This window comes from Gardnerella sialicivorans subsp. sialicivorans (genome assembly GCF_056746795.1).
This window is the reverse complement of record NZ_JBWPXA010000001.1, coordinates 229,467-253,598: the sequence shown is the minus strand read 5'-3', so window position 1 is coordinate 253,598 and position 24,132 is coordinate 229,467. Positions and strand designations below refer to the sequence as shown.

Sequence of the window (24,132 nt, the reverse complement as noted above, 5' to 3'; positions counted from 1 at the left end):
CCAGGTACTTTATGCGCGAGTTAGAACTTACAATATTACTTCACTGCTTTATTACTTCGCTAAACGGCTAAGAAGCAAAGCTTCCGTTACAATATTTGACTTCAAGCCAAAAAGAGAAATCGACTCGTTTGGGCTATGAGCATTAGACTTTGGATCTTCAGGACCCGTAACCAAAACTTGAGCTTTAGGGAAGATTCTTTGCAATTCTGGAATAAATGGAATCGAACCACCTTCGCCCTTGTTAATAGGATCCACACCAAAAGCGTCTTTCATAGATGCGAGCGCATCTTTAGTTGCAACAGCATTTGGATCCATAGCCCAACCCATGCCATTATCTAAAGGCTCTACAGTTACTTGCGCGCCAAACGGTGCATTTTTAACCAAAAAGTCACTCAATGCTTTTTGCGCTTCCTCCGGGCGCTGGCAAGGCGCAGTTCTAAGCGAAAGTCGCAAGCGTGTCTCGTGAGCAATAACGTTAAAGCTTTCTTCTACTGGATGCGCGTCCATTCCAATAACAGTCAAGCTTGGCTTAGTCCACATTCGTGCAGCAAGCGATCCCGTTCCTGCAAGCTTGTATGAATCAACAACCGAAGAATCGGCTCTAACTTGAGTCTCATCTAAATCGCGTTGCAAACCGCCAACAGGCTCTTGCGATTCAACTCCAGGAACATCTAAATCGCCGTCTTTGTTGTAAAGAGAAGCAACAAGCATTGAAGCAAGCGTGTATGCGTCTAAAATAGGACCACCAAACTGTCCAGAGTGAACTTGATGATCAAGAACCTTAACCTTAACGTCTACTGTAGTGTTTCCGCGCAAGCTAGTCGTAAGACTTGGAACTTCGGCAGACCAATTTCCAGAATCTGCAACAATAATCACATCGGATTCAAACTCATCTTTGTGAGACTCAATAAAAGGAATAAAGCTTGGAGAGCCCATCTCCTCTTCGCCTTCAATAAACACTTTAATGTTTACGCCTAAATCTTCGCTTAAAGCTCGCAAAGCACCATAGTGAATAGCAATTCCACCACCATCGTCCGCGCTGCCGCGACCATACAAGCGCCCATCTATCTCAGTTCCTTTAAAAGGATCCGTATTCCACTCACTTGCATCTGGAACAGGCTGAACATCGTGATGAGCGTAAAGCAAAACAGTTGGAGCACTTGGGTTTACAATCCTAGATCCAACAACCTCGAATGCACCTGGAGTGCCATCTGGATTTTGCGACTGTTCAACTCGAGCATCAACACCAACTTCGCGCAATACACTAGCAACGTATTCAGCAGAAGCACGCATATGATCCCCAGTAATGCCTTTAGCAGAAACAGCTCCTAAAGAAATCTTCTTATTTAATACGCTAATAACGTCTTCCCAAGCGTTTTGCACACGTGAGCGCACATCGTCAACCTCTAGAACAGCCATAAGTCCTCCAAAAAACAGTAGATTAGTAAAAACATTAGTTGAATTACTATTATCAGACTATTCATAACCAACGAAATTGCTAATAACGCGTCTAGTCTGTTGAGTAATCTGCAAACATGACATGGAATCCATTCGTAAAAAGAGACGCTGATAATAACGCACAAAATGGCGATCAACCATCAGCCAATAAAAATAGCGAAAATAAAGTAGAAAATAAGCCAAAAACTCGCACAAAAAACGCTCCAACGCCAAAGCAAAGCGAAGCTGCAGCGCAAAATCTTAGACCGCTAGTTCCAACAGATAGAAAAGCTAGCGCAAAGGCTGCTCGAGCACGATTGCGAGAAAAAGAAAACGCACAATACGAAGCTATGAAGAGCGGCGATTTAGCGCATATGCCAAAGTCGGAGCAGCTTCCTTGGAGAGTGTATATTCGCGATTATGTAGACGCGCGCTTTAATATTGGCGAGTTTTTTGTTCCATTTGCAATCGTGATTATGATTTGCATCTTCTTTACGCAAAACTTCTTGTCTACTAAATATATTGCTCTTTATTTTGCGCTTGCGATTATTCTTTACGCGTATCTTTTTGCTGCAATTATTGACGTTTTAATAATGTGGCGAAAGCTTAGAAAAGAACTTGTTAAAAGATACGGCCAAGCTGCTGTTGCTAAAAGCTCTAGATCGGCAATGTATGCTTGCAGCCGTGCAATACAAATGCGCAGGTGGAGGCTACCAAAGCCAAGCACGCCAAAACGCGGTAATTGGCCAAAGTAAAACGCTAGTATACCAACAAAGATATGATTTATAGAAATGTGTGTTTGCAGCATGCTACTTAAGCAATAGTGGCAAAAACGTGGTAACAAACCCGTGGTATAAAACCTTGCAATAAGCACAAAACAAAATTAACGCGAATATCGTATAGGGGATAAACGCAAAATGGCAAACGAGAAGTCAAAGAACACTAAGAAATCGGGCATGATTTCACAAATTGTGCGCATTTACAAGTACACGCATACAGACGATAAGCAGCTTCCGCTTTGGCTTGGCCTGGCTTTTGTAGCCCCTGTAGTGCTATGCGTTATAGTTGGCGCTATTTTACGCTGGTCCATTTTTACATGGATTATGATGGTTGTAACAGCGCTTATGCTTGGTCTTTTGCTTTTTACTGTTGTTTTAACAAAGCGCGCAGATAAAGTTGGATACGCAAAACTAGAAGGTAAGCCTGGAGCTGCAGCTGGAATTTTAAGCGCAATCAATAAAGGCGGTTTTACTTTCCCACAACAGCCAGTATGGGTTGATCCTCGCACCAAAGATGCAATTTGGCGTGGAACTGGTTTTAACGGAATATTTCTTGTTGGAGAAGGCAATTACGAACGCTTGACTCATGCTATGGAACGCCAAGAGCATGCTATTAAAAGTGTTACAGCTGGATCCAATATTCCTGTTTACCGCATTTGCGTTGGAAATGGCCAAAATCAAATTAAGCTTAAGGATTTAAGGAGTAAAGTTCTAAAGTCTAAAACTTTGATTCCTACAAATCACAAGTTTGCTCCTCTTGCTGCAATTCACCCAAATCGCAGATTCTTCCTAACTAAAACAGAGCTTGCGATTCTAAACGATCGTTTACGCACTTTGCAAGGAAAGCTAGGATTTGGAATCCCAAAGGGAATTGACCCTACGCATACTCCGCGCGTAAGTCGCAGAGCTTTAAGAGGAAAATAAACCTAGGCTTTTAGGTTTAAAAATAAACCAGACGTTCCAAGCGGTTCGTCTGGTTTTAATATATTTATACGCGATTTTACTTGTGATTTTACTTGCGATTTATATGCAAATACTATTCTCGAGTTATCTGCGATTCCACCCAATCAACAATGTACGGAGCGCACTCCTCCACTTGATCCATTGCAATCTCAAACTCTTTAGGACCACCATACCAAGGGTCCGCCAAGTCTAAAGCAGCTTCACGGCCAGCTTGTGGCTTTTCTAAAGACGGATCAAACGACCTATACATATGAACAAGACTACGCTTTTGCGGTGGAATAATCCTAAGCAAAGATTGCATATGCGAAGCAGTCATTGGAAGAAAAAGATTCGTCTCTTCTATTTCATCTCGCTCAATCCTATGCGCAAAATGGCTTAATGGCAAAGAATATCCCCTACTTTTAAGCTCTTTTTGCGCACGCCTATCAATCGGATTTCCGTATTCTTCGTCGCTTACTCCGCATGATTTTACAGCAACAACATCACTTAATCCTCTAAGCTTAAACTCGTTACGCAAAACGATTTCTGCCATTGGAGACCTACAAATATTACCCGTACAAACTGTCATAACAACATACGGATGCTTAGCATCTACGTGAATTTTGCTTAAAGATTCCATACATATCCTTAATCTAGCTTATTTTTTAGATTTAACTGGCTCATAAACCATAAACTTGTATTTTGCGTTAAATTGATTCGCGCCAACTTTTATAGGCGATTCCTGCCAATCGCCATCGCGCGCAACTTTCCACAATCCATCATCCACAAGTTTTTGAATGTTTGGAGCAAACGTATCTGCTTCTACTCTAGTGTCAATTTGAGTTACATAAGATGCGTCAACAATTTGTGACTTAATCACTTCTCTAAAGATTGCGCCGCCACCAATAATCCAAATTGCTCTGCCATCTTTTGGCAAATCCAAAGAATCTACAAGTTCAATAGGATTATCTTCAATCCACTTTTTTGCGTAGCATATTGCGTCTTCAATATTTGTAAAACTTTTTGCTCCATTTGGATTAAAGTATGGATTCCTAGAAACAACAATATTTTCGCGACCGGGAAGAGGCCTAAATTTTTTTGGCATAGAATCCCAAGTTCCTCTGCCCATTATTACTGGGCAAGAGATTGTCATTGCCTTAAAATAGCGCAAATCTGGGGAAAGTCTCCAAGGCATGCCGCCATTTACACCCATCGCTCCTGCGCGACCTTCAAAATCGTACGCTTGCCCCCAAATTAAGCGCACAGGAATATTGCTAGTCATAATATTGTTAGTCATAAAACTCCTACGTAAGCCTACTAATCAATCACTAAACAAAGCAAACAAGCAAACAACCAAAATCTCACACAGCTACAGGAGCTTTAATCGTAGGATGATGCTTATAATCAACAACCTTAAAATCGCTATAGTCGTAGCTAAAAATAGAATCAGCTTTGCGAATTTCTAGCTTAGGATACGGGTACGGCTCGCGCGAAAGCTGCTCAAGCACTTGCTCAACGTGATTGTCGTAAATATGGCAATCGCCACCAGTCCAAACGAACTCTCCTGGCTCTAATCCTGCTTGTTGAGCCATCATCATTGTTAAAAGCGAGTAAGACGCAATGTTAAATGGCACACCAAGGAACATATCGCAAGAACGCTGGTAAAGCTGGCAAGAAAGCTTGCCATCGGCAACGTAGAACTGGAAAAGCGAGTGGCATGGAGGCAAAGCCATATTCTCTACTTCTGCAGGATTCCAAGCGCTAACAATCATTCTTCTAGAATCAGGATGATTTTTAATAAGATCCATAACGTTTGCAATCTGGTCGATTGTGCGATTTGGATTTTCAGCAGTTGGCGCTGGCCAACTCCTCCACTGAACGCCGTAAACAGGCCCTAAATCGCCATTTTCGTCTGCCCACTCATCCCAAATATGCACGCCGTTTTCTTGCAACCAGCGCACATTGCTAGAGCCTTTAAGGAACCAAAGAAGCTCGTATGCAAGCCCCTTAAAGAACACAGTTTTTGTGGTTATAAGCGGGAAACTCTTGCTTAAGTCAAATCTAATTTGTTGACCAAAAAGAGATATTGTTCCCGTACCAGTGCGATCTGATTTTAATGTGCCTTCCATAAAGATTTTTCTAACCAAATCCTCGTAAGGAGTAGGAATATTTGACACTGGTTTTTGCGGCACGCGCGCGCGCAAATCTGCAAGTTCTTGTTGAGTTAAAGCCATACGTTTATTCTAGCATTAGCTAAATTCAACACTACCAATGCATGTGCAAATATACTTATACTGTACATCTCTATATAATTGTTTTAGCTAAGCACAACAAATGCAAAGGAGCAAAAATGTCTAGAAGAATATGGGTCGAACGTTTAGAAGACGGCTCTTGGATTGCAAAAAGCGAAGACGGAGCAACACTAAAATTTGGCAAAGGTGAAGGGCAATTTTCTCCCGTAGAACTAATGCAAATAGCTCTAGCTGGTTGCACAGCTTTAAGCAGCCAATACGCTGTTGAGCATGCGATTGGAGAAGGAAAAGGCGCGCGCGTAGTTGTAAATGGCACTTACGACCTAGAAGAAGGAACTTACTTAAGATTCCAAGAAGACTTAACAGTAGACACTACAAGCGCAAAGCCTGCACTAACTAACGAAGATGCACAAGCACTAAAAGAACGCATGGAAAAGCATATTAGCAAGGGTTGCACAGTTAAGCACACGCTTGAGCGCGGAGCTGCTGTACAAGTTAGCGTAAATATTCGGCATTAACGGGAAGATTTGCGACAGCACTTTTAGCACGCGGAAAATGGCCACTAGCCGATGATTCAAAAAACGCCACTAAAGTGGCAAAAAATAACGATTTGTGGCACAATGCTAAACACAATGCTAAACTTTTAACGTTGTTAGAGCTATTTATGTAATCGGAGGAAACTTTGAAAATCGCGATTTTTACAGAAACGTATCCACCATACATAAACGGCGTAGCAACACAATCCTACATGCTTAAAAAAATGTACGAAGAACTTGGGCACGAAGTTCTTGTTGTTACAGTTGGCTCCGAAAAACAGCGTAAAACCAAGCTTGTAGACGGCGTTGTTTACGTTCCAGGCATTCTTTTGAAAAAGCTTTATAAGTATAGAGTTGCTATTCCAATTGGAAACATGCGCAAAAAATTCCCTATTAACTTTAAGCCAGATATTATTCATATTCAAAATGAGTTTGGCATTGGAGAAATCGGCCTAGAAGTGGCCAAAAAAGAGCATATTCCAGTTGTGTACACGCTACATACCGAATACGATAAATTCCTGTTTTACATTGGTCTAAAGCATTTTACTGAGTTTTCGAGAAATATATCGGCAAAATATTTTACGCGATTTTCTAAGAACGCAACAATTATTACGAGCATGTCTGCTAAGGCTCAAGCTTATATTGACAGACAAAAAGTTGATAAAAAGGTTGTTGTTCTTAGCAATGCCGTTGAATACAAAAAGTTTTTACCAACACCAGAGCGAATTGCTTTTAGAGAAGAATTCCGTAAAAAATACGGTATTGCTGATTCCACAAAGCTTTTTGTGTTTGTTGGAAGAATTGGCGCCGAAAAGAACATTAGCGAGTTGATTGACAACTTTATGTATTGCGATTTTCCGCGCGATTTAGCTCGACTTGTTGTTATTGGCGGAGGCCCTGATTTAGAAGACTTACGCAATAAGGTAGCAAGCAAAGGATTTGAAGATAGAATCTACCTTCTAGGACCTATTGAGCACACGCAAATTCCTAAATATTTGCACGCAATGGACTACTACACTACCGCTTCCCTATCGGAGATGCACTCGCTTTCTATGCTGGAAGCAATGGCCTCTGGATTGTTTGCGCTTGTTAAGCACGATGCTCCTAATGAAAATCAAATTATTAGTGGCAAAAATGGATACCAATGGGATTCTAAAGAAGACTTTAAGCAAGTGTTTAGCCGCGTTCTTAATATGAGCAAAGAAGAGCAAGAGCAGTTAAAAGCAAATGTTCTTGAATATTCAAAGAATAATGACTTTAAAAAGCAAGCTCAAGAATTAATTAAGATTTATGAGCGCGCAATTAGCATTAACAACCAAGAACTAGCTCAAAAACGCGCTAAGCGTGAAGCAAGACGCGCACGATTTTTGCTTAAAAGAAAGTAAAATCAAGAACAAATAAAATCAAACTTAAACAATAAAAAGCGCATATTATAAATGCTATGCTTTGAAACAAAATAGCGTCCAAAACACCATCTTAGTGCTCTGGACGCTATTTTCTACTTCAATCTACTAGTGAAGCGGATCAATTGTTTGCTCAATTTGCTTAGCTTCTTCAACACCAGCCTTTGGAACATCAACTTTATGAACGCCACTTATAGAATCAATAGCACTAGTATCGTTACTTACCTTAGCCTGCTGAGCCACTTGTGCAGCGCTCAGCTCCACGTACTTGCGAGGAACAACATACACTGGTCTAGACGAATGCTGAAGCAAACCTTGACTAATCGAACCAAGAAGCAAACCAGTAAATCCACCCCTGCCTCTAGAGCCAACAACAACCAAATCGTTGTTTAAGCTAGCTTGAGTCAAAGCATTTACAGCAGAGCCAGGAACTACAGAACGATGAATCTTTAAGTTTGGCAAGCGTTGCAAAATTGGCTTTACACGCTCGTCAAGATCTTCCATATAAGATCCCATAACTGCAGTATCTCCCTCGGCTCCTTGAACGCTAGGAACAGCAGAAATCACATCTAATTGAGCATTCCAACTATCTGCCAAATCTGCAGCAATCTCAAGCGCTTTTAATCCCCACTTAGATTCGTCGGAGCCAACAGCAATCTTAGAAATCTTATTGTTCAAGTGGATTCGTTGACCATCATCATCCGTATATGGAACAACAACAATTGGGCAATAAGCGTATGCAGGAAGCGAAGAACTTGTTGTGCCAAGTAAACGCTCTGCTAATCCACCTTTACCACGGTTTCCAATAACAATAAGTTGATAGTTTCTAGAAAGCTCCACAAACACAGAAGATGGGTCGCCAGTAACAATCAAAGTTGTTGCATCCACACCCTGCTCTAAAGCTACAGCTTTAGCTTTAGAAAGAATCTCTTGAGCGTCTTGATGAGCAACATTATCGTCTCCGATGGCATTATAAGTTGCGTCAAAAGACACAGCAGCATAACTTGGCAAAGAGTATGCACAAACAATTTGAAGTTGCAATCCAGCATGCTTAGCGTAGTTTGACGCCCACCAAACAGCCTTATAGCTTGCATGAGAACCATCAACGCCTACAAGAACAGCTTTTTCTTGTGTAATAACATTCTGTGTCATCTAGATCCTCCTAGTATTGCGCGAATTTTGCAATCTTTGCTTAAATACTACAATAGCCGTTTAATTGTTTTGAGTCTATCGCGACACAGAAGATTTGCTATTTATGACTTGCCAATTGCCGATTTCTGCTAAAAAAACTTGCGACTTACGCCAAAAAATCTCTATAGAAAACTAACGCTAGAAAACTAACGCTAGAAAACTCGGCGAATTGAATAAGCAGATGTAAAAACGTAAGGAATAGGGCTATATTTTGTTCCGCCATATTGCGAATTAATAACCATTCCATTGCCTACGTAAATCGCAGCGTGAGTGCCATTTGCAATAATATCTCCTGGAGCTGCTTGAGCAAGACTTGGAACAGCTGTGCCAACTGTTGCTTGCGCGCCAGAAGTTCTAGGCAAAGAAACACCCATATTTGCAAAAACGTATTGTACAAAGCCAGAGCAATCCCAACCAGCAGGAGTTGTTCCACCAGAACGATACGGCACTTTGTTTAAGAATTGAGCAGCAAAATTAAGCATTGACGACGTAGAAGAACCATCTGGAGGAGCAACAAAATAGCTTTGCGATGTTCCTCTAACACCAGAACGACTTGCAGCGGAATCGTAATCGCCATCATTATTGCGAGCAGCATTACGCGCATTTTCTGCAGCCGCTTGAGCCGAAGCCTGAGCCGCCAATTCTGCAGCACTTTTAGTTTGTGGAACATTCAAAGACTCAATACCACCCCAGCGCGAACTAGAATCAACACTTGTAGAAGTAGATTCTGTTAATAAATCGCGCTTAACAGATGTTACTTTAGGGAACGAACGCGTAGAAGTAATTGCAGACTCTTCTGCATAAGCACAAGCAAAAGGAACCATAGTAGCAAGAAGAGTCGTACATACAACTCCCGCAACTACAGAAGAAAAAATCTTATTTTGTTTAATCTTTTGTTCAAACTTTTGCTTAACCATCATTAGCGATGTTAACACGTTAACAATACAAAGCGCCTAAAAAACGCATAATAAACCAACAAAAGTTTATAAGCCTAATATTATGCAAGTAACTCTTAAAAGATTAGTAGTGAATAAACTCAAAAGCGGAAGCATCTTTAGCACTAACAGCTCTTGAATAAGTTCTACCGTGATATTCGGCGCTAGATTCAGATGTTTCTATAGAACCATCTTGATTAATCTTTTCTACGATTGCAACGTGGCCATAAGTGCGATTAACGCCAGCCTGACCGCGGCCAAACACCATTATGTCTCCAACGTGACGAGGTGTGTTATCTACCCAGTAGCCAAGCTTGCGAGCAGTCCAGCCCCACATCCATCCGTCTCCCATATTGGATCCAACAGGAAGTCCAAGCTGATGCCTGCGAACATAAACCCACCAAGTGCATTGGCTAAATTCGTAGGCATTTCCTGAATCGCCAGAATCGTGATTTGGATTAAAACCAGATGGAACAATCTTTGCGTCTGAATCCAAGAAAACAGCAACATTCGGATTATTTGCTGCAGACTTAGACATTTCCGAAACCTTAAAATCGGAATTAGAACCCAAATCCCACTTAGACTTATGAGAAGACTTAGTAGAAAATGCGCTTAAATCGGATTCAAGGCCAGCAACTGCGCTGCTAAAGTTCAAATATTTATTAGCGCGATTAATGCTTTCTCGCATACTAGAACGAGATGCTGCTTGAGCAGAAGAATCGTCTACAAAACTCAACTTAGAAGAATAAGATTTAGAAGCCAAAGAATCCATGCTATTAGGCTTGTTCAACGTCATAGAAGTTAAAGCAGCTCCGACTAACGCAAACAAAGAAGCAGAAACAATCATGCGATTCTTACGTTCTTTAGCAACACGTGCTAAACGAAGCTGGCGACGAGATAACGAAACAGCAAATTCTTGATTTACGTTCTCTAAATCTACGTTTTCTAGACTTACAACAGCACCATTATTTGCTAAAACGGCTGCACTATTATTGCTAGAAAATGCATGACGATTGCTAGAAGATGCATGAGAACCGCGCACAGAGGTAAAAAGCATAAAAGGCGAATTAAACCGCCCCTTCGCTTTAGCGCCATGCTCAGCATGCTTCATAAAATCGCTCCTAAAATCTTCTAAATCGTATTCGCAAATTTACACTTACAAATCTAAAGGATACAATGTGGTACGGATACGAAACACAATACGCAATGTATTACGCAATGTAATTCTTAAAATTGATATTGAACACGCAAAGATGTATGGTTAATCATATGAAGCTAGCACCGATTATTAATCCAGACGCGCGCAAAGAAGCGCCTAAGCCATTGCGAGTAGACTTGTGCAAAGCGTTTATGGCTGGAACGATTATTTGGCTAATAGCATCATTAATCACAGTTGTTCTTGCTATTTTACACTTTTTATTGTGGTTCTTTGCTGTAATTTGCCTTAGCGGATTCGTAATTGGAATTTTGCTTTTAATCTGGGAACACTTTGATCGCTGGGATTATAGAAGATTAGGAAAATAAGTTACTAATCAAGCTTTGCATAAGACTTTGCATAAGACTTTGCGCACTACTTTGCGCACTACTTTGCAAGCGGAATCGCAAAATTAACAGTAGTTCCCTGCCCAGGCCTACTCCACAATGTTATGCTACCGTGATGTGTAAGAGCCACGTGCTTAGCAATAGCAAGACCTAATCCAACACCGTCTTTACTAAAGTCATTTTGATTACTCGATCTATAAAAACGTTCAAAAATACGCGGCTGATCTTTTAGTGGGATTCCAATTCCAGAATCAACAACGCGAATCACAGCAAATCGATTATCTTCTGACTTTAAAGCGCAAAGCGCAACAACACTATTTTTCTTAGAATAGATAATAGCGTTTTCAACAAGTTTTCTAATCGCACTGCTTATTTGACTAGAATCCGCTAAAACGTTAAGTGAAGAATCTGCTTTAATAATTACGCGAACATTTTGACTAGACGAAAGAGCAAAGACAAGATTTTTAACATCTTCCAACACTTTCAAAACGTTTACAACACTAGCTTTTGAAGCATCAATAGGACTTTGAGCTCGCATAAGAAGAAGCAAATCTTCTAACATATGTTCCAAGTGTTTAGACGATTTTTGAGCAGACGCAGCAATATCTTTAATACGACTTGCATTAACATCTTTGCTTTGCAAAACATTAGTAAGGCTGGAAATCATGCGTGTTGAGCTAATAAGTTGATTAGAAACATTGCTTATAAAATCGTTTCGCGTTTGCTCAAAAAGATGCTTAGCACTGGAATCGTTTATAATAACAACGACTTTGCCTGTTCCAACACTTCCAACTGTAATATTAAGCCAATTAGGTCTAGAAATTGTAGAAGGATTAGACGCGGAATCGCTAGATTGTGTTAATGAAGAATCGAAAGCAGCCGAAGATTGCAAATACGAAGTTTTATCTACATTATCTACATTATCTACATAAAAATCGTTATCTTCACTAATCGTTACATACTGTTTAGGAGTAAAAGTCACTAAATCAAAGCTTTCATAGCCTCCAGAAGATCGCACGTTATTTACAGATTGCAAAACGCGCGGCTGAACAATCGAATCGTCTAAAACAACACCAAGAGTGTAGCTTTGCGAACTCGCGCGCAAAACTTCGTTATTTTTATCAACAACAATCGTAGCTCCTGGAAGCATAGCTAAAACAGCGCAAGCATCGTAGCTAATGTCTTCGGAACTATCGTCTACATCAAAGTCGGAATCAGAATCGGAATCAGAATCGCCCAAAACTTTTTGCATTTTCTTAAAATTACGATGAAAAATTATGCGAAAAATGCGCTTAGAACCACGTCTAAAAGTCATAGAAATACGACTAAAAGTAGAATCAAAAAACGGAACAAAAACATTGCGAAATGCTGATAGAACAAAGTCAAAAGCAAACATAACCACAACAATTGCAACGCAAAGTGCAATCAAAGCAAAAACAACAAACACCATTAAAGGCGAATATGGCGAATCTTGAAGCATACTCTTAAAGAATACTCTAACGCGCTCACATTTAAGCGACTAATACGTTTAACGCACGTGCGCACAGTAGTCTATACTTGATTAGGGCAATCTAAACAAACGCGAATATGCTCCAAACGCAATTGAACGCAAGAAAGGACGCACCATGCGAGTGATTTTCAACGAAGAGATGAAAGCAGTTGCATCAAACATTGAACGCATGGCAGAGCTTGTTGCAAAAGCCATGAACGATGCTGGAAACGCTCTAGTAAACGCGGACTTAGAATCCGCGCAAACAGTTATAGATAACGATGCAAAGCTAGACGCACTAGAAGCAAACGTTATAGATCAGTGCTTAATATTACTTGCACGTCAAAATCCAGTTGCAACGGATTTGCGAGAAGTAGTTGCAACTATGAGGCTTGCTGCAACTTTTGAGCGCATGGGAGATTTAACAAGTCACGTTGCACAAATCGCAAGAAGAAATTGGCCTGATTGTGCAATACCAAGTCAAGCAAAAGAAACTGTTGAAAAAATGGTTGACTTTTTGCGCGCTCTTTCTACGCAACTAACAGACATGCTTTCAAATAGAGACGTTAATGTAGCAGATGCAATTATTCATGGCGACGATGTAATGGATAAGTTGCACGAACACATTTTTGCGCTTGTAGAAAGTGAAGACTGGAACGGCACTAGAAAACAGTTGATTGACTTAGTGCTTCTAAGCAGATTCATGGAGCGAATCGGCGACCACAGCGTTGCTGCTGCAAGACAAGTTGTATTTATTGTTTCGGGATTTGACCCAACTAAGAAGCCAGAACCAGATAAAGACACAGTTGTTGCATAAAACACGATTTTGAATAAAAACTTAAAACAAAAGTAGCTCGTAAAACAAAAATAACTTGTAAAACAAAAGTAGGCTTGCAATTAATTTTGCAAACCTACTTTTTATTTAAGTTAATTTAAGATAATTAAGCTAACTTAAGCTAGTCAAACTCACTTCTGACCCTGAGCAGCCACGGCAGCAGCACCAGCAGCAGCAGCTTCTGGATCCAAATACTCACCGCGAGGCTTGATTGGCTTAAAGTTTTCGTCCAACTCGTAAAGAAGAGGAATAGCTGTTGGAATATTCACCTTGGAAATCTCTTCTTCGCTCAAGTTGTCGAGCATCTTAACGATTGCGCGCAAGCTGTTACCGTGAGCTGCAATCATTACAGTCTTGCCAGACTTAAGCTCTGGAATAATATCCGACTCCCAATAAGGAGTTACGCGAGTCACAACGTTTGCCAAAGCTTCAGTTTCTGGAACTGGATCGCCTGCGTAACGAGGATCATTCGTCTGAGAATACTCATCGTTTGGATCAATCTGTGGAGGTGGAGTTGCGTAAGAACGACGCCAAATCATAAACTTCTCATCGCCATATTCCTGACGAATCTCAGACTTGTTCTTGCCTTGCAAAGCACCGTAATGACGCTCGTTCAAACGCCAGCTACGACGAACTGGAATCCACAAGCGGTCGGCTGCATCAAGCGCGTAATTCGCGGTGTTGATAGCGCGACGAAGCAAAGAAGTGAACACGATGTCTGGAAGAACGTTCTTCTCTTTAAGAAGCTCGCCACCATGCTTAGCTTCCTCAACACCCTGCTCAGTCAGCGGTACATCAACCCAACCAGTGAACTGATTGGTCTTATTCCATGCGCTCTGACCATGTCGGAGCAATACTAATTTATATGTCATAGTTACCTAGTCTATTCGTTTCGTACGACTACTTACAAAAAGTAAACAAACACGAAAAATTTAATCAAAAAGTCGCCGAACACTAAAAACAGCATTCAACGACTTTTAAGATTAATTCAACTGATTATAACTGATACAACTAGCGATAATCACAACTAGCGAAGTGGCTTGACAAGTGGGAACGTAATCGTCTCGCGAATGGTTGCGCCCGTAAGTGCGATTAGCAAGCGGTCAATACCCATTCCCATGCCACCAGCAGGAGGCATACCAACGCCGAGAGCCTCAATGAAGTCCTCGTCAATATCCATTGCCTCAACGTCTCCAGCCAAAGCATCCTTAGCTTGAGCAACAAAGCGCTCGCGCTGCACAACAGGATCGTTAAGCTCGGAGTAGCCAGTTGCAAGCTCAAAGCCGCGCACGTACAAATCCCACTTTTCAACCATTCCTGGCTTTGTGCGGTGACCCTTAACAAGTGGGCTTGTCTCCACTGGGAAGTCGCGCACAAACGTTGGCTCATAAAGCTTATCCTCGTAGAAGTGCTCCCACAAGTGCTCAACCAACTTGCCATGATTCTCCACTTCGTCGCGCTCAACGCCAAGCTTGTCTGCGATTGCGCCCAAATGCTCAACAGAAGTTTCTGGCGTAATCTCCTCACCCAAAGCCTCAGAAAGCGAGCCGTACATGGTAATTTGCTTCCATTCGCCGCCAAAATCGTACTCTTCGCCATTAAGCAAAGTCACCTTAGTGGAGCCAAATGCGTCTACAGCAGCCTTTTGAATCAGCTCTTTAGTAAGAGCGCCAATCGTATCGTAAGTGCCGTAAGCCTGGTAAGCCTCAAGCATTGTAAACTCTGGAGCGTGAGTTGCATCCACGCCTTCGTTTCTAAAATCACGGTTGATTTCAAACACGCGGTCAATACCACCAACCAAGCAGCGCTTCAAGAAAAGCTCTGGAGCAATACGCAAGTAGAGATCAATGTCGAAAGCGTTCATATGAGTTGTAAACGGACGAGCAGCAGCACCGCCGTGAACCGTTTGCAACATTGGAGTTTCGACTTCCAAAAAGTCGTGGCTGTCGAAAGTGCGGCGAAGAGAAGCAACAGCATGCGAACGCCTGCGAACCATATCTCGAATCTTCTCGTCTGCAATCATGCCAATATATGGCTTGCGAGTACGAGTATCGTCACTTAATTCCTTATGCAAAGCTGGAAGCGGCTGCAAAGCCTTAGCAGCAATCGCCCACTCTGTTGCAAATACGGAAAGCTCGCCCGTCTTGGAAGAAATAACGCGACCGCGAACGTATAAATGGTCTCCCAAATCAACCATCTGCTTGAAGCTTTTAATTGATTCTTCGCCGATTTCCTTCTTGGAAACCATCGCCTGAATCGTAGTGCCGTCACCAGCAGAAAGCTTAACGAAGCACAAGCCGCCAGCATTACGCAAGAAAAGCACGCGGCCAGCAATGCCAACCTCTGTATCGGTTTCTTCGCCAGCTTGAAGCTTGCCATCAAAATCGGCGCGAACTTTTTCGATTGTATCCGTAACGTTAAGATGCACTGGGTATGGTTGCACGCCTTCCTTAAGCATCATCGCGCGCTTTGCAACGCGCATTTGCACCTGCTCTGGGTGCGCAAGGGGACCAAACTCTTTATTGCTTGGGTCAATTGCTTCGTCCAGGCTTGCGCCCTCGTTTACACGCTTAGCAATAACCTCATCCTGCGCGAGCAGCATTTCGGCATGCTCAACGGTGTCAATTTCGTTGACGTTGTCTGTTGATTCATTTTCTGCTGCATCGTTTTGCGCAGCGAGCATTGTAGTATTCGTGTCACTCATAGTCGCTAATTGTAGCTACTAGGTAATACAGATAAGTGCGCAACAAATACGTTTTATTGCGTTATTTAGTTGATTGTGCGAATCATTTTTACATCAAATACACATTTTTATAGAAATATTTATATTTTTCTGTTTTCGGAAGAAAAATAGATTTACAGTAAAAATTTTTATTATTTTATTAAGATATACAAAATTATTTACGAAAAGAGACATGATTTTGCAAATATTGCAGATTGCATGCAAGCCATAAAAAAGTGAAAGTAAATTTTTAATAAAATCTCAAAAAATTTATTTACTAGCGACACACACAGCAACACACACCAGCGACACACAATGATATTTTGTAGCAAGTTCACGCTATTATAACCAAGTTGTTGTAGTGTTTCATGAGCGATTACAGCATGTAGTTGCATCATGTATTCGCAAGATGAATTCACACAATTAACATCGGGCTGTAGCGCAGTTTGGTAGCGCGCTTCGTTCGGGACGAAGAGGCCGCGGGTTCAAATCCCACCAGCCCGACTTTTGTGATATCTCAGCGGATATGTCCTCATATTCCGCTGAGATTTTTTATTTTCTATCACATGTCTCAGCGCATATGTCCGCTTTCGCGTTAATTTCAAATGTTATGTCTCAGCGGACATGTCCACATATTCCACTGAGACATAACGATGACGACATTCGATTTTGATGCTTGCAAATAATGGTTTTGCAAAAACAAACTTATTTACGCAAGTGGCTTCCACGCGAAGTAGCAAAACGATTCCACTTCCATGCAAACACAGCAATTCCAGCGCACATCACCACATACGCACACATGCTTAATTCAGCAATTACACTACCAGTGCGAGCCAGCATAGGCACAGATTTGTGACCCTGACCAGCAATATTTTTCTCTCCGTCATTATTAGATTTCTTAATATTCTTTTCATACGTGTTATTGCGAATATCTTTTGTTTTTGCAGAATTAACACCATTATTCAAAATCGTAGAGTCAATAGAAATATTTTGATGATTATGTTTAGCGTCAGATAGACTTTCGTCTGAATAAGAATCAGGATTCACATCCTTATTCGGATTCGTATCCTTAATCGGGCTAGAACCACTTGGATTAGAACCACTTGGATTAGAACCACCACCTGGATTCGATGGATTGTGCGTCACATGCGCAGTGAACGTAACATCTTTCCAAGGCAAAAGAATATAGGCACCAAAAACAGAATCGGACTGCTCTTTTTTATTGTCAGCAGTTACTTCTATAGCATCTTTATCTCTTGCAGAATGGAAGATGCCTGTGTGAACAGCATTTACACCTTGCCCACGAACTATCTCTTTAATGCTTTTTACTACTGGAGTTTCATCAATATCCCACTTAACGGTATCGCCTGATTTAATTCCTAACGCACTTTTTACTTGAAAAAGAGTCATAGTAGACGAACCACTAGCAGACCTACTAGCTTTATTTGCATCTTCTTGATTGCAACTAATAAAGTTTTGAATTCCATTAATTGAGTAAGTATTGGCTTTCTTGGTTGCAGGATCTTTGCCTTGCAATACATCCGCTATGCAATTAACAGTTTTACTATTCTTACCGCTTGTCTTGAAAGTTACTTTAATGTAGTCTCGTACTTTACGAATAATTGTTTTCGTACTAGTAACAGGCCTTTTAGCAGGCTCGTTTGACTTTTTAGAGGATTTTGTATTAGCAATAAGATCAATATTCTCACCTGGATTTACACCCGATATTCCAGAGGAATCACGCCAAACGCCTACTGGAATAGAGGAATAAATATTGACGTGAGGAAATGTTACATCACGCAAATTATTGGTATATAGCATATTTGAAGAAGTACTTACTTTATAGGTCTTATCATTACCATCAGGAATATCTACAGTTCCTTGAGGAATCGTCCATCCGCTAATATTTAAAGATTGAATACCAGATCCTTCAAACATATAATGCATGTCTGTGACTTTTTTGGTATTCCAGTTAGACACATCAATAGACTTCAAGTTGGAATCGTTATAAAACATTGAAGACATATTTGTTACATTGCTTGTGTTCCATTTTTCACCAAATTTTATCGATTTAAGATTTGGCATTAATGCAAACATCGCATACATTCCGCCTAACGTTTCGGTTTTATCTGTTCCTGCTGCGGAAGTATCCCATTTAGATAAGTCTAAAGTAGTTAAACCAGTCTTAGCAAATGTTTGGTAGAATTCAACTACCTTTGATGTTTTTAAATCAGCAATATTATTGAGTTTGTTTAATTTTTGATCACCCGTAAACATGTTATTAATACGAGTTAAACTGGCTTCTTTTTGTTTAAACAACATCAAAGTCGTCAGAGCTGTCATATTCATAAACATGCCTTGAGCTAATTCCAAATCAGGAACTATCCAACCATGTAGGTCTAAAGTTGTAATAGAAGAGCATCCGTCGAACATGTCATCAGCATTAACAACATTAGTTAAATCCCAGTTTTCAATACCACCAATATGTTTAAGTTTTGGGCAATCCTCAAACATATATGCTGTTGTAACAATGTCGGCTTGTTTTTTATCTTTGCTTTTATCTTCTTTAAACTTAATGTTATTTATATTTTCAACACTCTCCAAATTTTCCATGTCCTTAAACATGTTCTCAGATACACTCATCGTAATTTGTTCATCAAATACAACTTTAGTAATTTTGCTAGCAACAGTTGATAATTCGAACTTTGAGTTGTTTACATGTACTGTACTGTTTTTCAACTGTGTAGTTATACGAGCTATTTGCTTATCATCAACAGGCTTAATATGAAGAGTTAGAGTTCCTTCTTCATTCTTATCATTATTTTCTTCTAGCATAACCTTCAAATTAATGCCAGAGGAAGCCGTCCCCCATTTATTATAAATGTTACTCGCTGATGGTTCAGATTCAGCGGAAGACCTTTCTGTAGTTTTTGTAACATCGGTTTCAGGACTCTCACTAGCCTTAGTATTAGAAGTAGTTCTAGATATATTGTTAGATACACCGCTAGCAGTTTCAGCATTAGCTACATTGCCAGTAAACTCCATTGTCATTGCAATAGTTGCAAAAACAGCAACCAAACCAATAACGTTATTATGCAGACTACCCCTCATTGAAGTCCTCCGAGTTACGCAATCCCATCGTTAGCCCGTATACGGGCTAATCTCAATACAACGCACGAAAGTATAGCTCTTAAAAAAAAAAAAAATGAAAGAAAAATCAGGAAATAAGTTAGAAAATATCTTCTTTATCACAAATCATTAAAAAATAAAACAGGATTCGCATGCATTACAACACTCTTATAAACGCGTAATTCTCTGTATAAACGCATAACTCTGTATGATTGAGTAGTGAGTAAAACGGAATTAAATCGCAAGAAGCAAGGTGGCTTAAATGTTAAGCGTTTCGCAATTGTATAAAGAACTAGACAGTATGTTTGCTAATCACGCAAACGCGCAAGAAATCGAAAAATATTTGCTAAACGCTCTAAACCAATCGCAAGCAAAAGCAAACCAAGAAACAACAAACCAAGAAGAATCAAACGCTCAAGCATTGCAACTATCTGTGTTAAACGAGTTGATGGGATTTTATAGGTCTCGAGGAGAATACGCAAAAAACAAGCAAATCATTGATAATGCGCTAAAACTTTCAAATAAAATGCAACTAGCAGGCAGTGAAGCTGGCACAACAACGCTTATAAACGCTGCTACTAGTCTTCGCGCAGCTGGCGATTATGAGCGCGCAACAGAAATATATTCTAAAGCTCTTAAAGAATCATCGAAAACACTGAAACCAAACGATAGAAAGCTCGCGGCCCTTCACAACAATCTTTCAATGCTTTACAGCGAAACAGGCAAAATTAAAGAGGCAATAGATCAGCTTGAAAAAGCATTAGATATATTGCAAAAATCGAGTATCAATCCTTCAACAGACATAGATATAGCAGCAACTCACACGAATATTGCGCTTGCGATTTTGCAAGAGTGCTCGCAGCCTAGGGAAAGCACGAATAGCAAATCTGCAACTCTTAACTCTGCTTTTGAACATGCTTCAACCAGCATTCGCATGTACATTGCAGGAAACAACCAAAATCAACCGCACTACGCTTCTGCGTTGGCAGGATATGCGCAAGTTCAATATGCACGAAAAGAGTATTCCGATTCTGTAGACGCATACAGTAAAGCGCTTGATTTAATAGCACAATGTTACGGAAAAGATAGCGAGTCCTATGCGATTACGTTGGAAAATCTACAGCAATCACAGAAGGCAGCAGAAAAATTTACGGAGACTGGCGTGGCGGATGCGATTCGGTGTGATGCGGAAAAGTCGCCAGCAACCGATGAGACACAGCCAGAGTCAAATAAAACCATAAAAATAGATAAAACCATACAATTAAATAACACTATAAAATCAAGCAGAACTATAAAAGCAGAAGATAACCCAAAAATCAAAAACGGCATGCAACTTGCAAAAGAATATTGGCAAACTTACGGAAAGCCGCTGCTTGAACTTGAAGAATTTAGGGACTATAAAAACCGCATAGCTGCAGGATTAGTTGGTCACGGATCGGAATGCTACGGATTTGACGACGAGATTTCTAGAGACCACGATTTTGGACCAGGATTCTGCTTATGGCTTACAGATGAAGACTATGCGAAAATTGGCGAGGATTTGCAAACAGCTTACAACGATTTGCCGCAAGAATTTGCTGGTTTTGGTTCTCGCGAAGAAACTCCACGCGCTAAATCATGTGAAAGCAGTAAGCGAGTCGGAGTATTTAGTACATCTGAGTTTTTTGAAAACATAACAGGATTTTCCGCCGCGCCAAGCCAAGACGAGCCGTATTTGTGGCTTTCGCTAAACGAGTCAACACTTGCTGCAGCTACGAATGGCCAAATTTTTGCAGACCCACTTGGAGAATTTAGCAAAACGCGTCAAAGTTTTAAGCTTATGCCAGACGATGTGCGAATCTCACTAATCTCCAGAAGGCTTGGCATGATGGCTCAAGCAGGCCAATACAATGTTCCACGAATGCTAGCGCGAAAAGACGGAGCTGCAGCATGGCTTTCTATAAACGAGTTTGTGCATGCAAGCGCGTCAATCGTATTTTTTCTAAATAACCCAATAAGTACGGGATATTTGCCATATTATAAGTGGCAATTTGCAGCTTTACGCAAGCTCAGCGCGCGAATGGCGTCTAGACTTTCAAACGTGTGCAATCAGCTTGAATCGCTTATGCGACTAAGCTCCGCGGCATGCTTTGGTGGAATCGGATTTGGCGAAGGCACAAAAGGAAGCAGCGAAGCCGAATCTAAAATAAACGAGATTATTCAAAACGTGTGCAACGAAGTAGTGGAAGAGCTTAAATATCAAGGCTTAAGCAATTGCGGCGAAACGTTTTTAGAATGGCAGCGCCCGTATGTTGAAGCACATATTAAGCAAAAAGATGCATGCTTGCATAGCTTGTAAAACTCGCGAAAATTAAAACTCGTGAAATTCGAAAAGCTAGATTAACACAGCAAACCCTAATCGGAGATAGTATAAAAGATTACTAGAACTAAAATCGATAGGATTAAAAATGATTAGCAAAGAAGACAACGCGCAAATAACGCAAATAGACAGCAAAAATCACACAATTGCAGAAGAAATTACAAGACTAGAATGGCAGCAATTTCAGCTTACAGAAAACGAAGGCGGGCGCGCAAATTGCCAAGGAGATTGGCAAACGTTCCACATTATGCGCATGAGTCAGTTTTTGGCATGGCCGCTTGACTTGCAAGAGTCTTATAGGCAAGATCTTGAGCGCGCAAATAGCGATGGTAGAAATTTGATAACAGAAAAATATGCAAGAATGATGGAGTCTACTGCGCCAGAGATTTTTGAACGCACGATTAAGCCTTATATTAAGCCGATTTTAGAGCCTAGAAAAAGTGAGCAAGAGAAGATTATTTTAACGCAAGTTAAATGGGCAGATGATTTTCGCAATCGCTACACGCATTTAGGTATTGCAATGCGCGTTCTAAAAACAAGCGAAGATACAGCAGAAAATACGTCTTTTGAAACATATTTGCGAGGAGAATTAAGCACGTATTCTGCCGAAACTTTTGCTAAATATAAAACTTTTATAGAAGATTTAACGGCAAAAAATCTAAATCTTACGCAAATGATTATTACGAATACTTTGCACATGTATGGCTATGACTCACTCGATTCGGCCGAATGCGCACACTAGTTAACTTGCTTATAAAAAAACTTGCTTTTGTGCGTTATCTATGAAAATATGAAGCACAAAAGCAAGCTACAAAATCAAAGCTAAAAAAAACCTAATCAAGCATAAGATTTATTAGTTTTGAGATAGCGGAAATAACATCTTCAAAATTTACACTTTTCGCGTACTGATGCTTCTTAGCATATCTATTCCATCTATCGATTACAGCACTATCGCATGAGATACATTCAAGTATTTCACATGCTTTTACTTTTGAAAAATACGTATTTCTATGCTTGCAAGTAAGTGACATAGCAATTTTTAATACACTAAAATCAATACTTTCATTAATTTGATTCACAAACTCACAATCGGCTAAATACGAAATAGCAACTCCACAATTCCCGTTATTAGACGCATTCAGCGAATTCATAATTGCGTAAATATCGTAAAAGTCTTTGCTTCTTGTATTACTCTCCGCCTTAGAAAGAATGGTTTGCAATTTTTCAGCCAATACTGATTCAAGTGGATACATTTGCAAATCTATATCATCTCCAAGAACAGTAGAATATTTTCCCACTTTAACTTCTGGATACATTGGATCTCCAGTAGCTATATCAACCGAAAAAGGAAACCTAATTTTATCTAAATGACCGATTATATGAAAACGATATCCACCATATTCATCTTCAGGTCTAATAGAATCAATAGAATCGTTGATTTCAAACCACACACCATCATGGTTTTCATCATAAGCTGTAACACTTTTAATAATATTAAATAAATAAGAATCCTCCATTTTTAAACCATTAATCAAAAAATCAATATCTTGGGTTGATCTATTATCAATTCCAAGCACAAAGCTCAGAAGCATTCCGCCTTTCAAGACGAAATTATTTTTATACTCACTTTTTGCAAGCAACTTCAAAAACTCATCAAAGAAATATCTACTTAACAAAGTGTTGTAATCTAAGCTAAGTTCTTGCGACTTGTTACGCAAACGCTGAGTAACACTATCTCTAATTGCAATACTTTTATTACTATTGTTATTCATCGAGAATCTCCAAAATATCGTCAACTTGCCGAAGAATACCAAATTTTTTGGCATATTCGCGCAATCTATGTACATCTTTCTTAGGATTTCTCACATACGCACGCAAAGCCTTACCAAATATCTCTGAATCCTGGCGCCTACGATTTCTAACCAAATCGCAGATAGTGCGCTCCATATTATAAACCATCACATAATTACCAATAACCGTACGCACTTGAGTAATACCAATTCTATACCATTTTTTCTCAATTCGATGCACTTCAACATCACTTTTTATGCGCCACGTGTTGTATCCTTGGCATACCGTAACTTCGTTTATAAACGGCATGCGATCTGTAAGATTATGCAAATACAAGGCAGTTTGGTAAGAGTATATGCAAGCTCTATTACGAAGTTGGAAAAAATAAAGTTCATCATAATTATTTGAAGTGCTATCGAAATACACTCCGCGAGCAACTCTTTCCAAATCATTATTTTTGACCATGCTAGTTAGATACCAAGAGTCTATTCCTGCAGAAGAAATTTCTTTTGCAGTAACAATACCGTTATTTTTCCTAACTATTCCTTTAATCGCACTAATATTCGTTCTCTTTTGATTCGCTATTACTTTCACCAATGCAGACCAACCTATTAAAAAAATTATCATTTTATAGATAACAAACACTTATTAAAAACTTGCTTTTGTGCTTTATTATTATAAAAATAACGCACAATTGCAAGTAAATGCAGCTAAAAAGTTACATATAGGTGATTATTTAGGACTGAAAAACGTAAAAAATAACAAATGTTTATAAGTCAAGTATTGACAC

21 protein-coding genes and 1 tRNA gene are annotated in these 24,132 nt (G+C 40.0%); 9 read left to right on the top strand and 13 right to left on the bottom strand.

Features of this window, described 5'->3' with window-relative positions; all coding sequences use genetic code 11:
* Nucleotides 1–51: 51 nt before the first annotated feature.
* On the bottom strand, nt 52–1,419 hold the full coding sequence (locus AC1EKB_RS00920; protein WP_481248573.1) for a M20/M25/M40 family metallo-hydrolase: 1,368 nt from the start codon (nt 1,417–1,419) through the stop codon (nt 52–54).
* Nucleotides 1,420–1,535: 116 nt separating this feature from the next.
* Between AC1EKB_RS00920 and AC1EKB_RS00915 the strand changes: the two genes are divergently transcribed.
* Both AC1EKB_RS00915 and AC1EKB_RS00910 read left to right on the top strand, forming a co-directional pair.
* Nucleotides 1,536–2,192 carry a DUF3043 domain-containing protein gene (locus AC1EKB_RS00915; RefSeq protein ID WP_415694727.1) on the top strand — a complete coding sequence of 219 codons (657 nt, stop codon included), beginning with the start codon at nt 1,536–1,538 and terminating at the stop codon, nt 2,190–2,192.
* Nucleotides 2,193–2,354: 162 nt separating this feature from the next.
* On the top strand, nt 2,355–3,140 hold the full coding sequence (locus AC1EKB_RS00910) for a DUF4191 domain-containing protein (protein WP_248901087.1): 786 nt from the start codon (nt 2,355–2,357) through the stop codon (nt 3,138–3,140).
* A gap of 112 nt (nt 3,141–3,252) precedes the next feature.
* Here AC1EKB_RS00910 and AC1EKB_RS00905 read toward each other — a convergent pair whose 3' ends face one another.
* The 3 genes from AC1EKB_RS00905 to AC1EKB_RS00895 all read right to left on the bottom strand — a co-directional run bounded on the left by AC1EKB_RS00905 (nt 3,253) and on the right by AC1EKB_RS00895 (nt 5,392).
* A complete protein-coding gene (locus tag AC1EKB_RS00905; protein ID WP_481248572.1) occupies nt 3,253–3,798 on the bottom strand; it encodes a low molecular weight protein-tyrosine-phosphatase in 546 nt (181 codons plus the stop codon).
* An 18-nt stretch (nt 3,799–3,816) separates the two neighbouring features.
* Entirely contained in the window at nt 3,817–4,440 is a 624-nt protein-coding gene (locus tag AC1EKB_RS00900; RefSeq protein ID WP_481248614.1) for a dihydrofolate reductase, read from the bottom strand.
* 79 nt (nt 4,441–4,519) lie between these two features.
* Complete coding sequence (locus tag AC1EKB_RS00895) at nt 4,520–5,392, bottom strand: thymidylate synthase (protein ID WP_481248571.1); 873 nt, start codon at nt 5,390–5,392, stop codon at nt 4,520–4,522.
* Nucleotides 5,393–5,508: 116 nt separating this feature from the next.
* Between AC1EKB_RS00895 and AC1EKB_RS00890 the strand changes: the two genes are divergently transcribed.
* Complete coding sequence (locus AC1EKB_RS00890; protein WP_481248570.1) at nt 5,509–5,928, top strand: OsmC family protein; 420 nt, start codon at nt 5,509–5,511, stop codon at nt 5,926–5,928.
* Between the two features lie 164 nt (nt 5,929–6,092).
* Nucleotides 6,093–7,331, top strand: a complete 1,239-nt coding sequence (locus AC1EKB_RS00885; RefSeq protein WP_415694723.1) for a glycosyltransferase — start codon at nt 6,093–6,095, stop codon at nt 7,329–7,331.
* 126 nt (nt 7,332–7,457) lie between these two features.
* Here AC1EKB_RS00885 and AC1EKB_RS00880 read toward each other — a convergent pair whose 3' ends face one another.
* The 3 genes from AC1EKB_RS00880 to AC1EKB_RS00870 all read right to left on the bottom strand — a co-directional run bounded on the left by AC1EKB_RS00880 (nt 7,458) and on the right by AC1EKB_RS00870 (nt 10,586).
* Nucleotides 7,458–8,501, bottom strand: a complete 1,044-nt coding sequence (locus AC1EKB_RS00880; protein WP_481248569.1) for a universal stress protein — start codon at nt 8,499–8,501, stop codon at nt 7,458–7,460.
* 191 nt (nt 8,502–8,692) lie between these two features.
* A complete protein-coding gene (locus AC1EKB_RS00875) occupies nt 8,693–9,460 on the bottom strand; it encodes a C40 family peptidase (RefSeq protein WP_415694721.1) in 768 nt (255 codons plus the stop codon).
* A gap of 100 nt (nt 9,461–9,560) precedes the next feature.
* Nucleotides 9,561–10,586, bottom strand: coding sequence for a CHAP domain-containing protein (locus AC1EKB_RS00870; RefSeq protein ID WP_415694720.1), 1,026 nt, complete (start codon nt 10,584–10,586; stop codon nt 9,561–9,563).
* A 146-nt stretch (nt 10,587–10,732) separates the two neighbouring features.
* Here AC1EKB_RS00870 and AC1EKB_RS00865 point away from each other — a divergent pair, with 146 nt between their 5' ends.
* Complete coding sequence (locus AC1EKB_RS00865; RefSeq protein ID WP_020759075.1) at nt 10,733–10,999, top strand: hypothetical protein; 267 nt, start codon at nt 10,733–10,735, stop codon at nt 10,997–10,999.
* Between the two features lie 58 nt (nt 11,000–11,057).
* Here AC1EKB_RS00865 and AC1EKB_RS00860 read toward each other — a convergent pair whose 3' ends face one another.
* Nucleotides 11,058–12,497, bottom strand: coding sequence for a sensor histidine kinase (locus tag AC1EKB_RS00860; RefSeq protein ID WP_481248568.1), 1,440 nt, complete (start codon nt 12,495–12,497; stop codon nt 11,058–11,060).
* 145 nt (nt 12,498–12,642) lie between these two features.
* Here AC1EKB_RS00860 and phoU point away from each other — a divergent pair, with 145 nt between their 5' ends.
* Entirely contained in the window at nt 12,643–13,323 is a 681-nt protein-coding gene (phoU, locus tag AC1EKB_RS00855) for a phosphate signaling complex protein PhoU (RefSeq protein ID WP_481248567.1), read from the top strand.
* A 149-nt stretch (nt 13,324–13,472) separates the two neighbouring features.
* On the opposite strand, the gene AC1EKB_RS00850 is transcribed toward phoU, so the two are convergent.
* Together AC1EKB_RS00850 and lysS are read right to left on the bottom strand one after the other, a co-directional pair.
* Nucleotides 13,473–14,213 carry a phosphoglyceromutase gene (locus AC1EKB_RS00850; RefSeq protein ID WP_415694717.1) on the bottom strand — a complete coding sequence of 247 codons (741 nt, stop codon included), beginning with the start codon at nt 14,211–14,213 and terminating at the stop codon, nt 13,473–13,475.
* 155 nt (nt 14,214–14,368) lie between these two features.
* On the bottom strand, nt 14,369–16,045 hold the full coding sequence (gene lysS / locus AC1EKB_RS00845; RefSeq protein ID WP_060785558.1) for a lysine--tRNA ligase: 1,677 nt from the start codon (nt 16,043–16,045) through the stop codon (nt 14,369–14,371).
* A 448-nt stretch (nt 16,046–16,493) separates the two neighbouring features.
* On the opposite strand from lysS, the gene AC1EKB_RS00840 reads away from it, so the two are divergent.
* Nucleotides 16,494–16,567, top strand: a tRNA-Pro gene (locus tag AC1EKB_RS00840).
* Between the two features lie 201 nt (nt 16,568–16,768).
* On the opposite strand, the gene AC1EKB_RS00835 is transcribed toward AC1EKB_RS00840, so the two are convergent.
* On the bottom strand, nt 16,769–19,174 hold the full coding sequence (locus AC1EKB_RS00835) for a BspA family leucine-rich repeat surface protein (protein ID WP_481248566.1): 2,406 nt from the start codon (nt 19,172–19,174) through the stop codon (nt 16,769–16,771).
* 280 nt (nt 19,175–19,454) lie between these two features.
* On the opposite strand from AC1EKB_RS00835, the gene AC1EKB_RS00830 reads away from it, so the two are divergent.
* Both AC1EKB_RS00830 and AC1EKB_RS00825 read left to right on the top strand, forming a co-directional pair.
* Entirely contained in the window at nt 19,455–21,530 is a 2,076-nt protein-coding gene (locus AC1EKB_RS00830; RefSeq protein WP_415694715.1) for a DUF4037 domain-containing protein, read from the top strand.
* Nucleotides 21,531–21,639: 109 nt separating this feature from the next.
* On the top strand, nt 21,640–22,293 hold the full coding sequence (locus AC1EKB_RS00825; protein ID WP_415694714.1) for a DUF4125 family protein: 654 nt from the start codon (nt 21,640–21,642) through the stop codon (nt 22,291–22,293).
* 91 nt (nt 22,294–22,384) lie between these two features.
* Here AC1EKB_RS00825 and AC1EKB_RS00820 read toward each other — a convergent pair whose 3' ends face one another.
* A complete protein-coding gene (locus AC1EKB_RS00820) occupies nt 22,385–23,323 on the bottom strand; it encodes a nucleotidyl transferase AbiEii/AbiGii toxin family protein (RefSeq protein ID WP_415694713.1) in 939 nt (312 codons plus the stop codon).
* Complete coding sequence (locus AC1EKB_RS00815) at nt 23,316–23,936, bottom strand: type IV toxin-antitoxin system AbiEi family antitoxin domain-containing protein (protein WP_481248613.1); 621 nt, start codon at nt 23,934–23,936, stop codon at nt 23,316–23,318. Before AC1EKB_RS00815 ends, AC1EKB_RS00820 begins: the two co-directional genes overlap by 8 nt.
* Nucleotides 23,937–24,132: the final 196 nt, after the last annotated feature.